Annotated in this window: 17 protein-coding genes; 13 read left to right on the top strand and 4 right to left on the bottom strand. The window is 34.5% G+C overall.

All coding sequences use genetic code 11. From position 1 onward, the window contains the following. Positions 1 to 2: 2 nt before the first annotated feature. From DPQ89_RS05250 to DPQ89_RS05200, 11 genes are all read left to right on the top strand, one after another. Positions 3 to 647: a hypothetical protein gene (locus tag DPQ89_RS05250; protein WP_164848267.1), complete on the top strand. Its 645-nt coding sequence runs from the start codon at positions 3 to 5 to the stop codon at positions 645 to 647. 315 nt (positions 648 to 962) lie between these two features. After that, positions 963 to 2,261 carry a VWA domain-containing protein gene (locus DPQ89_RS18600; RefSeq protein ID WP_206611137.1) on the top strand — a complete coding sequence of 433 codons (1,299 nt, stop codon included), beginning with the start codon at positions 963 to 965 and terminating at the stop codon, positions 2,259 to 2,261. Further along, complete coding sequence (locus tag DPQ89_RS05240; RefSeq protein WP_127715866.1) at positions 2,261 to 2,986, top strand: outer membrane beta-barrel domain-containing protein; 726 nt, start codon at positions 2,261 to 2,263, stop codon at positions 2,984 to 2,986. Before DPQ89_RS18600 ends, DPQ89_RS05240 begins: the two co-directional genes overlap by 1 nt. An 8-nt stretch (positions 2,987 to 2,994) precedes the next feature. After that, a complete protein-coding gene (locus DPQ89_RS05235; RefSeq protein ID WP_127715865.1) occupies positions 2,995 to 4,419 on the top strand; it encodes a hypothetical protein in 1,425 nt (474 codons plus the stop codon). 2 nt (positions 4,420 to 4,421) lie between these two features. Beyond that, positions 4,422 to 4,661, top strand: coding sequence for a hypothetical protein (locus tag DPQ89_RS05230; RefSeq protein WP_127715864.1), 240 nt, complete (start codon positions 4,422 to 4,424; stop codon positions 4,659 to 4,661). Between the two features lie 9 nt (positions 4,662 to 4,670). Next, positions 4,671 to 5,378: a MotA/TolQ/ExbB proton channel family protein gene (locus tag DPQ89_RS05225; protein WP_127715863.1), complete on the top strand. Its 708-nt coding sequence runs from the start codon at positions 4,671 to 4,673 to the stop codon at positions 5,376 to 5,378. A gap of 23 nt (positions 5,379 to 5,401) precedes the next feature. Further along, positions 5,402 to 5,914, top strand: coding sequence for a biopolymer transporter ExbD (locus DPQ89_RS05220; protein WP_127715862.1), 513 nt, complete (start codon positions 5,402 to 5,404; stop codon positions 5,912 to 5,914). Between the two features lie 9 nt (positions 5,915 to 5,923). After that, positions 5,924 to 6,451 (top strand): biopolymer transporter ExbD, encoded by a 528-nt coding sequence (locus DPQ89_RS05215; protein ID WP_127715861.1) that lies wholly within the window; start codon positions 5,924 to 5,926, stop codon positions 6,449 to 6,451. Position 6,452: 1 nt separating this feature from the next. Continuing rightward, positions 6,453 to 9,335: a lipopolysaccharide assembly protein LapB gene (locus DPQ89_RS05210; protein ID WP_127715860.1), complete on the top strand. Its 2,883-nt coding sequence runs from the start codon at positions 6,453 to 6,455 to the stop codon at positions 9,333 to 9,335. Then, positions 9,335 to 10,219 (top strand): lipopolysaccharide assembly protein LapB, encoded by an 885-nt coding sequence (locus DPQ89_RS05205; RefSeq protein WP_127715859.1) that lies wholly within the window; start codon positions 9,335 to 9,337, stop codon positions 10,217 to 10,219. Before DPQ89_RS05210 ends, DPQ89_RS05205 begins: the two co-directional genes overlap by 1 nt. Continuing rightward, on the top strand, positions 10,200 to 12,074 hold the full coding sequence (locus DPQ89_RS05200; RefSeq protein WP_164848266.1) for an FHA domain-containing protein: 1,875 nt from the start codon (positions 10,200 to 10,202) through the stop codon (positions 12,072 to 12,074). Before DPQ89_RS05205 ends, DPQ89_RS05200 begins: the two co-directional genes overlap by 20 nt. Positions 12,075 to 12,132: 58 nt before the next feature. Here DPQ89_RS05200 and DPQ89_RS05195 read toward each other — a convergent pair whose 3' ends face one another. Beyond that, positions 12,133 to 13,290, bottom strand: a complete 1,158-nt coding sequence (locus tag DPQ89_RS05195) for a DnaA ATPase domain-containing protein (protein WP_127715857.1) — start codon at positions 13,288 to 13,290, stop codon at positions 12,133 to 12,135. Positions 13,291 to 13,621: 331 nt separating this feature from the next. Beyond that, entirely contained in the window at positions 13,622 to 13,936 is a 315-nt protein-coding gene (locus tag DPQ89_RS05190) for a hypothetical protein (RefSeq protein ID WP_127715856.1), read from the bottom strand. Between the two features lie 40 nt (positions 13,937 to 13,976). On the opposite strand from DPQ89_RS05190, the gene DPQ89_RS05185 reads away from it, so the two are divergent. Further along, positions 13,977 to 14,708, top strand: coding sequence for an NAD-dependent deacylase (locus DPQ89_RS05185; protein WP_127715855.1), 732 nt, complete (start codon positions 13,977 to 13,979; stop codon positions 14,706 to 14,708). Positions 14,709 to 14,718: 10 nt separating this feature from the next. After that, entirely contained in the window at positions 14,719 to 15,084 is a 366-nt protein-coding gene (locus DPQ89_RS05180) for a DUF5329 family protein (protein ID WP_127715854.1), read from the top strand. Here DPQ89_RS05180 and recQ read toward each other — a convergent pair. Together recQ and DPQ89_RS05170 are read right to left on the bottom strand one after the other, a co-directional pair. Beyond that, positions 15,053 to 16,993, bottom strand: coding sequence for a DNA helicase RecQ (recQ, locus tag DPQ89_RS05175; protein WP_127715853.1), 1,941 nt, complete (start codon positions 16,991 to 16,993; stop codon positions 15,053 to 15,055). The genes DPQ89_RS05180 and recQ overlap by 32 nt on opposite strands. A gap of 12 nt (positions 16,994 to 17,005) precedes the next feature. Beyond that, a complete protein-coding gene (locus tag DPQ89_RS05170) occupies positions 17,006 to 17,698 on the bottom strand; it encodes a PilZ domain-containing protein (RefSeq protein WP_127715852.1) in 693 nt (230 codons plus the stop codon). Positions 17,699 to 17,733: the final 35 nt, after the last annotated feature.

Genomic DNA, 17,733 nt, shown 5'->3' with positions numbered 1-17,733 from the left:
TCATGAAAACTGATAGAAAGAAAATAAATATCGATTTCCCATTTGACTATAAACTCATAAAGAGAAATGGTTCAAAGCTAGTAATTCTACTACATGGGTTTGCCCAGAGTGCTCAGGAAATATCCACAGAGCTACTAGAGTCTATCCCAGAGGGTTTTGATGTCTTAATTCCCAATGGACCATTCCCAATTCCTAAAATTACACCAGAGAAGGTAATAGAGCGTTATGCCTGGTATTTTTACAATAGACACTCGAACTCATACAAGATTGATTATAATTTTTCGGCATCACTTATTAGTAAACTGATTGATGAACTTGATTATAAGGATACTGAGAAGCTCATTATAGGATATTCTCAGGGTGGATATCTCAGTCCATTCTTGGCCCAAGAGCTTACTAATGTAAGTCTAGTCCTAGGACTATGCTGTACTATAAAGTGGCAATTTCTCCCAGAAAAGTTAAATTTTCCATTAATTCAGATTCACGGAAAAGAAGACTTAATGGTTGATTACAAGAATTCTTTTGAGCACTATTCAATTATTAAACAGAGACTACCTAATTCAAGCTACATAGTAGTGGAAGATGAAGGTCATAGGCTCAAAGATCCATTTAAGCGAGAAATTGAAAAAATTTTGTTAAATCAATAATTTAAGTCTGACTGACATATAAAAGTGGCGAGTTTTAGATATATTCACATTCTATAAAATTTGATGAAAAAACCTTTTTTTTAAAGGCTAACTATCTGAAACACATACAAAACCGACCTTTTTACCCCAATGCTAATTTACATCATTTTTCAGTTTGCTATTATTTAGGCACCGAAAGGGATTAGATAACTTCTTCGATTTTGTTGCTGTACGTTCGTTCTCTAAGCATGTAAGCCGCTCACAAAATCTCAGAAAAGCCGGATATGGCACGATCAAGCATATTAAATGATCTTGCTACCGTTATTGGAGACGGTGATGGTTTTTTCAACTTCATGGATTAGAAAGTCTATTTGTTTTATTTTTATTTTATCTGCTATGACATCTTGTAATGAACAAGAGTTCTACGAGAAGAAATTTCTTGATGGAGCTGGTGTTGCCGACAAGGACATACCTACAGAAATAGAAATACCAACGGACAATATTACAAACCCTGCTGACATTATACCTACTCCACCAGTTGTGGATAATGGCGGAAATAATGGTGGTGGAACTACAACTCCTACTGACCCAGTTGTTGATAACGGTGGAAACAATGGTGGTGGAACTACAACTCCTACTGACCCAGTTGTTGATAACGGTGGAAACAATGGTGGTGGAACTACAACTCCTACTGATCCAGTTGTTGATAACGGTGGTGACAATGGTGGTGGAACGACAACTCCTACTGATCCAGTAGTACCTGTTGAGCCAGTTGGACCAGTGCTTAAGCCTGTAGTTGAAAACTTTAAACAAGAGGCGGCCAAAGAAGGTAAAGTTGATATTCTTTGGGTTGTTGATGACTCAGGTTCTATGGGTGATGAACAAAAGGCCCTCGCTTATAACTTTGATGTATTCATTCATGAATTCTTAGAAAAGAAGATTGATTTTAAAATGGCCGTAACGACTACGGATGCAACTAGTAGCAAAGATGGTAAGTGGTCATGTGATCCAAGACTTCTTGATGCCGCTGCAGCAAAGACTAATGAAGCTAATTTTGTAAAGAACTTTAGTAACTGTATTAAAGTTGGAACTAGAGGTTCAGGTAGGGAAAAAGGTCTTCATACTTCAAAGTCATTTATCGAGAGATATGACGGACAATGGATGAGAGATGATGCTTACCTAGTCGTTGTTTATGTGAGTGATGAAGAAGATCAATCTGAAAAGCTAGTTAGTGAGTATGTAAACTTTCTTAAGAGCAAGAAGAATAAGACTGGTCTAATTAAGCTCTATAGTATTGTTACTAAAGAAAGTACTAAGTATAGATGGGAAACTATTGGTACAAGATACTTAGAAGCAAGTGCTAATACTGGTGGACAGACTGCGCATATCAAAAAGGACTTCTATAAAATCCTACGTGAGATGGGTGGAAAAATTGTAAACCTACTCGATAGCTTTGCACTTTCTCAACAACCTATTGATGACAAAGTAAATGTAAAAGTTAATGGTTCAGAACTAGCAAGTGGATACTCATATGATTCACAATCGCGCTCTATTAAATTCCTTGACGGTCATATACCTACAGAGGGAGCAAATATAGAGATTAGTTATTCAATTGTAGCACAGGAGCTTAATTAATGTATTTTTCTAGGGGTAGGATTACAACATTTTTAGTATCGACGCTTCTTATGGGAGCGTCAATATTAGAAACAAAAGCTGATGAGAAAGATCTATATAAGTTCCTTTGGCTTGATCCGGATAAGAAAGTATATGTTCTTCAAAACAAACTATATAAGAAAGAAAGAACAATATACACTCAACTAGGATACCTTGCCGGTCTTAGTGGTGAGTATCAAGACACAATGGGTTTTAACTTCAAAGCAGGTTACTACTTCAATGAAGAATTTGCAGTAGAGATGTTCTACAATAGTTACTCAAACTCTAATAATGATGCTTATGAAAACCTTCAAAGAATTAACCAAAGTGTTCCGTTCATTAGAAGAATAAATAGCAGTTACGGAGCAATGGGAGTTTGGTCACCATTCTATGGAAAAATCAATACTTTCAATAAAATTATTTACTTCGATTGGAACTTTGGTCTTGGTTTAGCAAAGATTAATGCTGAATCAAATAAGGACACAGTCTCTGATCCAAACGCATCGTCTACATTTAACTCTGAATCATATGTTGGTGGTGTTGCCAAAACTGGACTAAGAGTACATGCAACGAAGAAACTTTTCATAGGAATTGACCTGCAAAGAACATTTTATCAAGCGCCTGGACCAACAATAAATGGTGCAACAGCAAGCGATAAAATGCGTGGAACATCTGATTTAATTCTTTCAATTGGTTACAGCTTCTAGGAAAAATGATGAAGAATATAATGATACTACTTACATTCATGCTATCTTTTTCTAGTCTAGCTGACTTTAGAAAGGCCGAAAGAGAATTTAATTCGAAGAGAAAGTCTAACTTAGTTATCTTCAATGAATTATTTAAATCTAAATATTACTTCTCAGCGGTACCGTTCGCTGCTGAACATATTATTGAGTCACAGAAAATAACTGAGGATTTTGAAGAGCAATTAGAAGTTCTCTTACTTAAAACAGGTACCAACACTCTAGCAGGACTTCCAAACAAAGACCTTCTAAAGCATAACTCTGCAACGTTACAATTAGTTTACGCGCTTAAGATGTTTAGAGAAAAAAGATATAAGAACGCCAGAATCGTAGCGGAGAGAATATCTCTAAAGAACAAATTCGCTCCAGAAGCGCTATATATTGCAGGTACTAGTAGAGAATTATTAAATGATTTATCTAGAGCTCAAGATCGTTTTAACAAGTGTATTAAAATATCTGAAAAGTTCATGGGTAATGCAGATAAAGAAAAATTAAAAAGATACTATTCAGTTATCAATGAATCATGTGTAATTCACAATGCTAGAATTCTTTATAAGCAAAAGCTATATGCTAAAGCAATCGAGATGTATAATTCAATTCCAAAGTCATCATACCGTTGGCCATACACATTAATTGAAAAGGCCTGGGCAAATTACTATCTAGAGGATTTTAATAGATCACTTGGACTAGTTGTTACTTATAAGTCTCCTCTACTGAGCAGCTACTTCTTTCCAGAGGCGGAAGTACTAAATGCACTAAGTTACTATAGACTATGCTTATACAGCGATACTCTTTCTACCATCGATCAATACTATAAAGTATACAAATCAAGAAGTGATTCATTAAAAAGTGTCATTCTTCCTAACAAAGACTCTCATGACTACTTCATTAAGCTTGCTTTTGGCTCACTTAAAGAAACAGAGAAGATTAACCCATACGTTAGAAATCTAATCACGCAAATTAGAAAGAAAATAAAGTTTAGTGTTGACCTTGTAAGCTATAAGAAAGCAAAGAATGAACTTAAGTACCTAAAAAAACGTAAGCAAACTGCTTTTTCAAAGAAGCTAACAAGAAGTGTTGAGCACTCAATCCACTGGAGAACGCAACAGCTTAATCACTACGTTAAAAAACAGATGTTTATCTTCATAAATGACATTCATAAGTATTCGTATGAGATGTTTAATATAAAATTGGAAGTAATGTCTAAACAAAGAGACCTTATATACCGAAATAAAGAACTAATATCTAATCGTAGCAGAGGTAGCTTAGAAAATGTAAACAGAAAAATAGACGAACATTTTTGGAACTTTGAAGGATCTTTCTGGGCCGATGAATTAGGTGACTACTCTTACGGTCTAAAATCGAATTGCAAAACTGTAAAAGTGAGCAAGAGGTAAAAATGAAAATTATAATGGTTCTACTGTTCTCAGTAAGTATATTTGCAGCAGATAAGAATGTCATTGTTGAGTATAAGAAATATGAAAGCTTTGATTTAGGAAATCTGGAAGTTGAAGGTCAAATCTTGGCCCCAGGTGATTTATCTGTAAAAGAAAGAGATCGTAAAGTTTTCGAAAGAGCACTTTATGAAAGAATGGATTTTGATAAAGAATCAACACAAGATATCAGAAATTTAAGATAAGGGGTATATATGGAAAATCAAGTAGCACAAGCAGTTTCAGATCCATCATTCTTACAAACACTTGCTGTTTTTATGGATGAAGGTGGAATCTTTATGTGGATTATTCTAGCAACTTGGACTTTTGGTATTGCTATCGCATTAGAGAGAATCAAATCTTTATTCACATATGATATTGATGGATCATCACTAATGAATATGATCAAAAAACATGTTCTAAATAATGATGTTCAAAAGGCAATTCAGTCTTGTTCAAATACAAACGCACTCTTACCAATGGTTTTAAAGTCAGGACTTAAAAGAGCGAACCAAGAAAAAGATCAGATTCAAGATGCTGTAGACTCAACAATATTAGAAGTAGCACCAAAGATTGAAAAAAGAATGAGTTACTTAGGTCTCGTTGCAAACGTTTCAACCCTCATCGGTCTACTAGGAACGATTTATGGTCTTATCGAATCTTTCGCGGCCGTAGCCAATGCAGATCCTTCTTCAAAGGCAAAACTACTAGCATTAGGTATTTCAAAAGCGATGAACACTACTGCATTTGGACTAATATCAGCGATTAGTATCATGGTTATACATAATATTCTTTCTAACAAAAGTGACAAGATTATATCTGAAGTAGAAGAATACTCACTAAAGTTGGTAGACCTTCTAGGAACTAAAAAGAGACAAATGCCTCCTGTTCCAGCTGTTCCAGAGACACCTAAAGCGGCCTAATACTAGATACTAGGGGTAGTATTATGAGAAAGAGAATTGAAAGAAAAGAAATTCCAAAGTTAAATCTCATTCCAATTCTGGATGCTGTATTCATCTTTATATTCTTCCTATTGATGAGTGCTCAATTCGTTGAAATCTATGAAATCGGAAGTGATGCTCCAGCTATAGCAACAGTAGATACAGAAAAATCTGACAAGCGTCCTCTTAATCTTACTCTTGCGATAAGCTCTACGAGTATAGTAATCAAAACTGGTGTAGACGGTGTTGTTAATACAACAATACCTAAAATCGGCAACGAATATAATCTGGAAAAGCTAAAATCAGTTTTAACTAAGATCAAATTAGAAAATATTGATGAGCGTTCAATTATTCTAAGTCCAACGAAGAACACTAACTACAAAGAAGTTGTTCGTATAATGGATGCGGTTACTGCAATAGATAGCAAGATGTCACCTCTTGTTGCTAAGTCAAAAAAGGGAAAAGTTATTAAAACTCATACCCTATTTGATCAAATTATTTTCGAAACAGTAATATAGGAGAATGACATGTCATCTAGAAATAGAAGAAAGTCAGTATTAAATAGAAAAAAGAAAGAGCTTGATATTGATATCACTTCTCTACTTGATATTCTTGTTATTCTTTTAGTTTTCCTACTAAAAAGCTATAACCCAAGTGATCTAAAGCTAGAAGTTAAAGACAATCTAGAAATGCCTGAATCTATTAGCAAGAAGTTGGGAAATATGTCAGTAACTATACAAGTATCTAAGGATAGAAAAGTATTTGTAAACAACAAGGAAATTGGAAGAATTTCTAAGGGTTCTGGAAATGTTGCATTCTTAGAAAAAGAACTTAAGAAATTCAGAGACCAAGATTTAGAGGAATATAAGAAGTTTAAATCCAGAGCAATCTCTTCGCTAGATAAAGAGGCCCTTGAAAAGAAACAAAAATCCCAAAAGCAAGTAAATATTGTTATGGATAAGAACCTTTCTTATGAAGTCATGCAACAAGTTATGCACTCGTCAGCAACTGCTGGTTATCCAAAGTTTAAATTTATTGTAATGGGGAAAAACTAGAGTGAAAATCTTTGTATTATTCATATTCATTCTTTCGATGACAACACACGCCTCAAGTGATGTAGCGAAGAGAAATAAGCTTTTACATATGATTAACAAAGAAATCAAAACGATAAAACAAATAAAGAACAGAGGTCCAAACTTAGAGTTTAGATTACTAGAGCTGTATACAGAAAACCTAAAAATCATAAAAGAAGTCGAGAATTCAAAGTTCTTAAAAAATAAGAACCCAAAATTAAAGAAGAGATCTTTCTTCACTCAGTCGATTAAACTAAATAAGAAAGTTGAATCCCTAGGTCTCTATATAACGAAGAGATGGAAAAATTATAGATCAAATGCATCGATCTACTACACTCTTGCCCTCAATGAGAGAGACTTTAATTCAAGTAAAAAGACTGAATACTACCTAATTAAATCACTAAGAACAGCACCAAATGGATCACCTATTGTACATAGTATTAAAACAACTCTTGCGGAGATGTATTACAACGATAAGAAATACTCTAAGGCCGTAAGATTTTACAAAGATGTAATCATTAATATGGGTGATGAATGGTACGCAAAGCACCACTATAATTATGCATGGTGCCTACTGAAAACTAAACGCCTTGCTAGTGGACTTGATCACATGCTTAAAGCTTTTGCGTATAGTAAAAATCCTCGTTATGTAAGCGTAGAGTCCCAAGTTCTTGATGCTATTAGTATATTCTATATTCAGAATGATAAAATACCTCAAGGTACAGAATTCTATATAACGAAGGTTGATGAGCCTGCTGAATATATGACGAAGTTTGCGACAAGAGCACAAACAACAAAGAAATATGAAGAGGTAAATACAATTCTAGACGCTGGTGTACAAAATGCGATCACAAAGAAACAAAATAGTGAACTTGTTCACTATTACAACTATGAACTTGAGTTTTACAGAACCTACAAGAAGCTTAACAAACACTTAGCTGTTTCTAAAAAGTTAACAGAACTTTACATGAAAAATCACTTAAAAGGTGAAGATCTAGATGAATCAATACAGAAGATAAAGAGTTATGTTGGATTTTTACAAATACAACTATCTAAGAACTTAAAAATTAATATTGGTGATTATGATCAGAACTTACTTGCAAGCGCGCTTAGCTATTTTGATCACTTGATGATCATTGATTCTAAGAGCAAAGATCAATACTTATACTTCCAAGGTGAAACTCTATTTTCTGTTGGTGAGTTCAAAAGGGCATATGGAAAATATGCCAGAGCTTTAGAAGATATGAAAAAGAGAAAAGTTCTAGAACAAAAGATCGCTAAGAAAAACAAAGTTGCTCCTAAATACTCCTGGGACGATGTTTTTGCTAAAAAGGTTATCAATGCACTCCTAGCAAGTTTACAAAAGTTCGAAGAGTATAATTTGAGTAATGTTAAGTATAAAACTTATGTATATAGTAACCATGTAAATCTATGGCCAAAGGACGAAAAATCTAGACTTATCTACCCTAAACTATTCAGTATCTACTTTACTAAGAAGTCGTATGACAAATCAATTGTAGTTATAAAGGAATATCATAAGAATTTCCCTAAAGATGTTAAAGCTCAAAAAGGTATGTTTGCGAAGGTTTTTGACCACTATGTGGCCATTAAAGATATTCCAACTATTGCAAGCTTGATACAGGAGTTCAACAAAGGTTTCTTAAGTTACGAACCTCAATACATCAAGAAGGCCACAATCATTCTTGCAAATTTACTATTTAATAAGATTGATAAACAAATTGAACTTGGTGACACTAAGTCTGCCCTAGCAGAATATAACAAAATTCTTGAAAATAAGAATTATCCAAATAAAATTCATACTCAAGCAACTTTTAGAAGCGCTCTAATCTATGTGAAAGCATTAAATACAAAACAATCCTACAAGCTCATTACTAAGAGCTACAAAATGGATAAAACCAATGAGATGTTCAAGCAAGTTGATGTAATTGACAATATTATTAATGAATTCGCCCTGGCGCAGGATTTCAACAGAGCATTATCTCTAAGCTATAGAACTTTACACAAATTCTGCAAAGATACTTACAAAACAAAAACAGATATGTTCAAAAAATCAATTCACTATTCTTTAATTGAAAATAATATGAGAGCAGTAGATAAAATCAATAAGCTAGCTCAAAAATGTAAGATTAATTCAAAGTCTGCAAATCCAATAGTAAAAGATCATCTGAATATAATGGCCCTTGAAGGAAAGATAGCCAAACTTCAAACCCTTAAAAAGATATACCCTACAGTTGTTTCTTCAAAGATCATTGCCAAAGCAGCAGAGAATAAATATTGGTACTATAGAGGCGAAGGAAATAATTCAAAGTCACAAGAAATGTTTAAAATAATGAAAGACAATTACTCTACAAGTATAATTAGCATAGAACAATATGAACAATTAGATAGAGAGTTAAATAAGCTTAGCTTTAATTTTACAACAGACAAATTTGATGGTGAACTATTTAATTCAGAAATTGAAAAAACGCTAAATTCACTTAAAGAAATAACTAAGAAATCACAAGATATACAAAAACATAAACATCCGATAATTACGCCTAGAGTTAGTATACTTATATCTAAGCAGTACGACAAAGCAACAAAGAGTATCTCTTCATTTAAGCCTTTTGGTTTTAATAAGCAAGAAACTGATATGTTTAAACAGCAGATATCTCCACTTATAGCAACTTTAGACAAAGAGAAGAGTGAGTTCTCGCAAGCTGCTGTTGACACTATTCGCGCTAATACAATTTTCTCATATGACAATCACTCTCATGGCAAGAGTACTAAGACGAAAGCAAATATTTTGAAGAGATATCCTGCTTCAATGCTTTCACTATCTTTAGACCTACAGGGGGCCCAGTAATGAAATTTATTTGTGTCCTAGCAATACTTTCAATAATGACTTCTTGTGGTTCACATAGAATCAACAATTCTCAAAAGAGCAAGAGCGATACCTTCTCCGATGAAACATTTATGCGCTATGGTCATGCTCGTTTAGATAAATTAGATAAGCTTAATCCTCTAGAGAGTGCTCTGGCCAACTGTTATAAGGGTAAGTTTAACTCTGGACTTTCAAGTCTTAAAAAGAGTTTAAATGCTAATAGATCTAATTCTAAGTACTGGCTCTACCTTGGAAACTGTTACAATCTTTACGGTAGTACTCATAAGGCCAACTACTACTATGATTTTGCTTTATCAGGTCCAAAAGAAGTACAAGCTGCAATCTTAAATAATAGAGCACTTCTTGCAATGAAGGGTCTAAATTACAACGAGGCCAACGAGCTATTGCAAAAGGCAATTAAACTTGCTCCAGGTGTAAAAGTTCCTAAGTACAACTTGGCCCAGCTTTATATTAAGTTTAATCATACTCAAAGTGCTAGAGACCTTCTTAGAGAATATCAAAGCTCTTCTACTGATAAAGATGTAATCTTTTCGATGATGTCAATTGAGTTAATCGAAGGAAACCTAAAAGAAGCAAAGAAGTGGGAAGAGAAGTTTTCAAATAATGACCTAAGAAGAGAAGATATTTCACTTTATAGATCACTTCTATATTTTGAAATGAAAGAATTTAAAAAAGCAAAGGATGCTCTTGGACTTCAACGTCCAACTATAATCGAAGAGATAAAAGCTGCTTCTATTGAATTACAAGATAGAATTAACTCTGAACTGAAAAGAATTCAAGAAGAGTTAGACAGCAAGGATGCTAAGGTTAGAAAAGGGGTAAATAGTGTTGCTGTCAAAAACTAAAGAGACAAACAGATTACAACTAATTGGTCATGAGCAAACCTTTGTACTTTCAAAGAAAAAGCTCTTAATTGGTAGTAGCGAGAAATGCGATATTATCATTAATGATAGTGGAATTTCTTCCTATCATGCCATATTAATTCTAAACAATGACGGTGGGGCCAAGCTACTCGATCTTGATAGTAATAATGGTACATATATTAATAATGAAAAAATAGAAAATGGTGTTATCTATCCTGGTGATAATATCCAATTTGCAACTCAAGTATTCAATGTAGATGAAGTTATACAAGAACTTCAACGGAATGAAACGATCATTGAAGATGAGGATAAGGATGTTCAACAAATCCAGGAACAGGAGATGAAAAATCCTACCCCGGTTCTCCCTCCTGTTCCTGGCCTTGTTATAATTGACGGTGAATATTGCGATATTACTTTTAACGAAGAAGATTTTACTCCAATCAATGATTTAAATCATTTAGATGGATTTAATAAAGACCTATATATTGATACTATTGAGCAAGAGAAGTTTATCCCGATTGCAAGAAAGAATGATGGAAAAGCTGTCCAAGTGACTGTGCTTTCAATGGGAACCGTTCTGTCTGTAGACTACTTCCCTCTTAAAAAGAGTGAGATACGTGTTTCTTCTGACCAGAGAAAGAAAAATACTATTGTACTTAATAGTTATGACTCTAAAGATAATGCAACTTTTATCAATATTTCAGACTCAGCTGTTGAGGTTCATCCAATAGAGGGACATGAACTTAAAAGTATTAGCTCAGGTGCAATAATTGAAAAAAGTCACTCTTTAGATAATAACGAAGTAATGAGCTATAATTATAAGACTGTTCAGGTCTTAGTTAAAATTACCGATGCTCCTCCTTCATTAAGAACGACTCCATTCTTTGGAAGAGATAGAGAATTCAAGAAACAAACGGCAAAAGTATTTTCAGCGGTAATGAGCTTAATGCTTTTACTCCTATTTATTGATCTTCCACAACAGGAAGAAGAAAAGAAAGTTGCTATTATTTATCGTCCAGCTGTTAAGGCCAAGACAAAAAATAATACCAAGACTTCAGAAAACCCAAGTAAGGTCGAAGTGGATACAGGTGTAAAAAAAGAGCAACAGGATAATAAGAAACCACAATTTGCTAAAAAGAACCCTAATCCATCAAAACAAAAATCAAAACCGAGCAAGAGTGCTCCTAAGAAACAGCAGAAAGTTGCTCAAAAGTCAGCTCCTGTAAAGAGTCCAGTAAAACTTAAATCTTATGCATTTAAGATGAATAAATCTATGGCAAGCTACTTTGGAAATAATGGAGCGAAAACGGCCCAAAAAGTTAATAAAAACACTGCCACATCGGCAATGGGGACAGCAACGGCCAAAAGTGCAGCAGCAAGTAATTTAAAGGCCTCATCTAATAACTCTGTAACAGGACTTGGAAAAGACTTTAAAGGAAGTTTTGATTCATCGTCTGGTTCTAAAGGTCTGGCGAGTAAATCAGGTATTGATACAACATATACGGATCAAAAAGCTGTAGTTCTTGGTTCTATGGACCCTGAGTTATTAAGAAAAATCCTAAGAGAGTATCTTCCACAGTTCAAACACTGCTATCAACAAGAGCTCGAATATAGCAATGAGCACGCAAAAGGTGTAATGGATCTATTATTTAGAATTAATAAAGATGGTAGAGCAAATAGAATAAGTATCAAAACGAAAGGCAGTAAGTTTTCTAAGAAGGGAACTGATTGTATGAGTAATGTATTAAAGCTAATTCAATTTCCTAAGCCTAAAGGTGGTGGTATTGTTGATGTGAAACAACCACTTAACTTCCTTTCTCAAAAATCAAAAATATAAAATAGAATGGAGCACACACTTTTGTGTGCTCTATCTTTTTGAAATCAAAAAAAATCAATTAAACTATATCGTGTATCGTTTTTTTAAGAGAGCTATCTGATTCGATTGTAGCAATTATCTTATTAATACCGTAAATAACAGAAGTGTGATCACGGTTAAATAATGTCGCAATACGGGCAAGACTTAGACCGTTTCTCTCTCTAAGGATATACATGCACAGATGCCTAGCAAAGGCGCACTCTTTCTTTCTATTTCTAGAAAAGATTTCTTCGAATTCAACTTTGTAGAGTTCACATACTCTAAGAATAATTTTCTTTGAATTAATTTGTGAATCCAGAACAGGACCTAATAACTTCAACTCTTCGAGAGCTGTTTTAATATCTACAGCTTTACCAAAAGTATCGCTATAACTTTTGAGTTTAAGAACGGCACTTTCTAGTCCATAAACATGATAGTGAAAGCAATCTGCTAGCAACTCTTTTACGTCGTTAGAGAGCTCAAACCTGTTGAGTATTACAAGATTATCGATGATCTTAAGGGCAAGATCTCTATCAATCTTACATATCTTTTCAACTAAAGCACCACCCACTCTTGAAGAGTACTTTGGTATGGCCATTTTCATATTCTTTGGCAGGATAGATCCGGCCATTACAATTTTGACTCCCGATCTTTTTAAATAATCAAATCTTCTACAAAACTCATTTTGAATTCCTGAATCACTAGTGATTTCATCGATATCATCTATGAAGACAACCGAAGGAATTGACTCTTCTTTTGGTGAGGGTCCGTAAATGAATTCTTTTCCATGAAAGTATCTAATAGGAGAATCATACTTGGCAAATAACTCATTCGCACATGCATAAAGTAGATGACTCTTACCTAAACCGCTTAGAGCATTAATATAAATAACAGAAGCACCGTCATTTGGGCTTTCAAAAAGTCTTCTTACACATTCTCTGGCCCTTTGATTAGACTCTCCAGAAATGAAATTTTTGAACGTTTTTGATCTATCGACACTTAACGGCAAAGTATTAGCTCTAGACTTATTAACGGGCTTTGGAGATCTAGCAGAACTAATACGACGAACTTTATTAAGAGTTGACACATTAAGAGAGTCATTTGAGACAAAAGTTAGTAAATCGAGCTGCTTAGAAGCTGAAGAACTAGTGACAGGTCTCACCCTTGGAAGTTTTGTTATAGTCGTTTTCTTACTCATCTATTCCTTAAAATTCAGTATTTTGAGATGTTGAGTTTAATGACTTAAATGTTTTCGTCAAATAATTATTTAATTTTCTTTTTCTCTCAGTGTCATTTTGCTATCAGTGTCGAATCGTCATTAGTTAAATATATGTAATTACGATACTTCCCTTGGCCATAGATTGGCATAGTAATAATTAAGCAGATCTCATGATGAGATCAAAAGGAGTACAGTATGAAGAGTCTAATTCTATTACTTGCTTTACTAACAGTATGTTCATGCACAACAAATAAAGCACTAAAAAAGGCCACCTCTACAGATTGGGCCCCTACTTCGATGGCGTTTCACTCTAATATGTCGATAATGCCCAGTAGATAAGTTTAATTAACTCTAGCACTGAGAAGACCTCAATCAGCACGACGCCTTTATTATTAAGTCGAAATCTTAAGGGTCTAGTTACGTAGACAGAGATAAATGTTAATAATATTGAACAACTCAGAAATAGAACTAACGTCCACGCTTGTGTTACTGAACTAACCGCCAATGTTGAAATATTTAAATATAGTAAGAAAAAGAATAAGAAGTAGATTGAACTAAACATAGTACTTCTCTTAAAGAGGTAGAATTGCTTCTTTTTTCTTAATTCAAGTTCAGACTTTTCCATTTTGCTCGATATGTTTCACTTTCTTTGATAGGTTAATAGAATGATTATATCAAAGAATTTAAAAAATATCGTAGTTTTGACAGGGGCAGGAATATCTGCAGAGTCTGGTATCGATACCTTTAGAGACCAAAATGGCCTATGGGAAAATCACGATATTATGGATGTTGCTTCTCCTCAGGGTTTTGAAAGAAATGCCCAATTAGTATATGAGTTTTATAATCAAAGACGAAAACAACTTTTGAGTGATACCGTAGCTCCAAATGCTGCACACATAGCTCTAAAAAAGCTTGAAGATAATTTTGATGGCGAATTTTCAATAATTACACAAAATGTAGATGACTTACATGAAAGATGTGGAACTAAAAGTGTAATACACATGCATGGAGAACTTCTTAAAATGAGATGTGTAAAAACAAAGGAAGTTTTCACAACTAAGAGTAATTTTGATGAGTTTACAAACTGTCCTTGCTGCCTTGAAAGTGGAAACCTTCGTCCACATATTGTCTGGTTTGGAGAAATTCCTTTTCAACTAGGAAAAATAGAGCAGTTACTATCCCAGTGCGATCTCTTTATATCCATTGGTACGTCTGGCAGTGTCTACCCTGCTGCCATGTTTGTACAACTTGCTAAGAGTAATAAGAACTGTCTTACAATCGAGCAGAACTTATCTGAAACCCAAGTCTCTGAAAATTTTGATACCTTAATTCATGGTAGCTCATCAATCGAGATACCTAAGCTTGTCGAAGAAATTCTTAAAAATAATAACTCGTAGGATTTTTTAAATGATTAAAACTTTAGCTCTTCTTATTACATTTTTATTTTCTTTTGCAAATGCAGAACTAGAAGAGCAAAAAATCAACTACCTTCTAGATGAAGTTGAAAAATCTGGTCTAACATTTTCTAGGAATAATGAAACTCACTCTGCCAAAGAGGCCAGAGCTCATTTAAAATTTAAATATCATAGTGCGAAAGGCTTCTTTTTTTCTTCATCATCAATTACTGCAAGAAACTTTATAGACAAAATTGCCTCAAGCTCTAGTACTACTGGAGAGCTCTACTATATTATCTCAAAAGATGGTAAGAAAATTCCGACTAAAGAGTGGCTAGACGAGAAACTTAAAAAGTTTGCTCCTCCAAAAAAGAAATAAAAAGATCACTATACTTTTTCACTTTAGCTGCTCCAACACCGTGTAGATCGCTAAACTCCTGAGCATTTGCTGGCCTCTTTTTAATCATTTCAACCAAAGTAATATCGTGAAGAACCTTAAACGCTGGAATACGCCTCTTCTTGGCAAGTCTTTGTCTAAAGTCCTTTAAATTTTTAAATAGCTCTTGCTCACTACTATCAAGACTAGGAAATGTTTTTTGAATAATGAACTTCTTCTTCGGAGCTGTCTTAGTTTTGGCCTTGGCCTTCTTTCTTGTTCTACTCTTACGAACAGTTGTTTTCTTGGCAACAGTTGGTCGTGAAAGTGCTGAACGCATAAAGACTTTTTCGCTATTTTCAATAACCTTTAAACTTTCTTGAGTAAGCTTTATAGCTTGTCCCCTATCGAAGTCTACAGTTATAAAGCCTGAAGCAAGTGCAATTCTATGAATATCTCTCCACTGATTTGGACTAAGATTGCTTCCTTGTCCAAAGTGAGTAGAACTAATAAATTCTTGAAGTCTTAAACTTTCATCACCTACAAGGAACTTAAAAATAGAGTCAAGCGCAAGTTTTTGACCACTCTTATATATTGAACTTAAATAGAGCATCATCTCATCAGTGATATCGACAAGATCTTCATTCTCCAGAGAGCCTTCACAAATATCACAATTACCGCAATACTCGGGGTAGCGCTCGTCGAGAAAGTGCAGGATAACTTGGCGACGACACAGAGTAGATTCGCATAGACCATACATAAGATCTATATGGTGCTCTTCTACTTTTCTCTGGACTGCATCTCTTGTTCCTTTACGAACCAGGTGTCTAAGGACAGCGGCATCTCTTTTTCCGTATAACATGAGAGCGCTAGCATTGAGGCCATCTCTTCCAGCTCTACCAGTTTCTTGATAATAAGACTCAAGACTCTTTGGTAAATCCATATGAGCGACAAACCGAACGTCTGGCTTATCAATCCCCATACCAAAGGCGATGGTTGCAACGATTATGACACCCTCTTCTAAAAGAAACTCATTCTGTGCTGCCTTTCTTACAGAACTACTCATTCCCGCATGGTAGCCATGAGCATTGAAACCATTTTCTATAAGAAACTGAGTTGTCTCTTCCACTTTTCTTCTTGAGAGACAGTAAACAATTCCAGAATCGTTAATATCGAATCTTTCTAGAAAGTTTAATAATTGTGACTGAGGGTCTTTATCTTTAAGATCTATTTCGTATGATATATTAGGTCGATCAAAACTACTTAGGAAAACTCTTGCTTGAGTAATATCTAACTCTTTAACTATTTGTTTTCGAGAGTCTATATCTGCAGTTGCCGTAAGCGCAATCCTAGGGACTTCAGGAAATGCCTTCTTTAAAACAGAGAGCTTCATATACTCAGGTCTGAAGTCTGGTCCCCACTTTGAAACACAATGTGCTTCATCAATCGCAATAACTGAAATAGTAAGGCCTTGTAACAGCTCTAGAGTTCCGCTTTTTAAAAGTCTCTCAGGAGCTAAATATAGGATATCAATTTGTCCGTCTTTCAGTTGCTGTCGAATCTCACGAGACTCAGTAATTGATAATGTGCTATTTAAGAAGGCGGCATTCACTCCTAATTCATTGAGCGTCGAGACTTGGTCTTCCATCAAAGAAATCAGTGGAGATATTACAATACCAACTCCCTCTCTCACCAGAGCAGGAATTTGGTAACAAAGTGACTTTCCCCCACCTGTAGGCATTAAGGCAAGTACATCCCTGCCATCTAAAATCTCATGAATAATTTTTTCTTGATGACCACGAAAGTCATGATGTCCAAATATATTCTTTAGAATGGTCTTTGCATCTTCTCTATACTTATCTGAATTATAAAAAGAAAAGCTGAGGTTTTCTTGCCCTGAATTAAGTTCCATACAAGAATGGTATCACTTAATTAATCTCTCTAAAAGAATGTTATACATTCTTTCTGGCATAGCATGGTCAAATTTGACGCCCAGCTTACTAATACCGTACTTTATTGCACCGTCTGTGTAAGGAACATCCTTAACATAGACAACTTCGGCCTCCATAGGAACATCCATCTTGGTCTCACCAATATTTTGAATAAGGACAACATCTCCTTTATTAAAGCACTTCTTGTCTTTAGCTTTGATTACAAAAGAAGCTCCGCTCTGACTGATATCGAATAGTCGGAAGCTGTAGACCTTTTGGCCTAAGAGATCATCTACAACTCTTTCTACATTGCCATAAATTGCCGAATTATGACCATAGTGTGTTCTTTGATAATTTCTTAGCTCTAACAGCCTTACTTCATCTGGAAGGTGAACTGTTACTAAGAAATCATTAACATTTACTATTGGGCTTTTAAAGAGCAGAGATCTCTCATCTAATCTTCCATAAAGAAGCTCGTCTGAGTTAAATCTATACTTCTTTTCCATATCTTTAAGACAGAAGGTAACAGTCTTATCTAGAAAATTCACATCATGAACGACACTTGGGAATAAGCTTCTACGTCCATTAATATTTTGCCATAGTAATATGGCCTTAAAGTTCTCATTTGCTCTCAAGAAAGTCTGAGAAATAATTTTACTTTCTTTTTCCCATATTAAATCTAACAAAACTCACCTCTTCAAAATTACAAACTATATTGTAC

This window comes from Halobacteriovorax sp. HLS, from assembly GCF_004006665.1.
Lineage (GTDB): Bacteria > Bdellovibrionota > Bacteriovoracia > Bacteriovoracales > Bacteriovoracaceae > Halobacteriovorax.
This window is presented reverse-complemented; position numbering and strand designations above follow the sequence as displayed.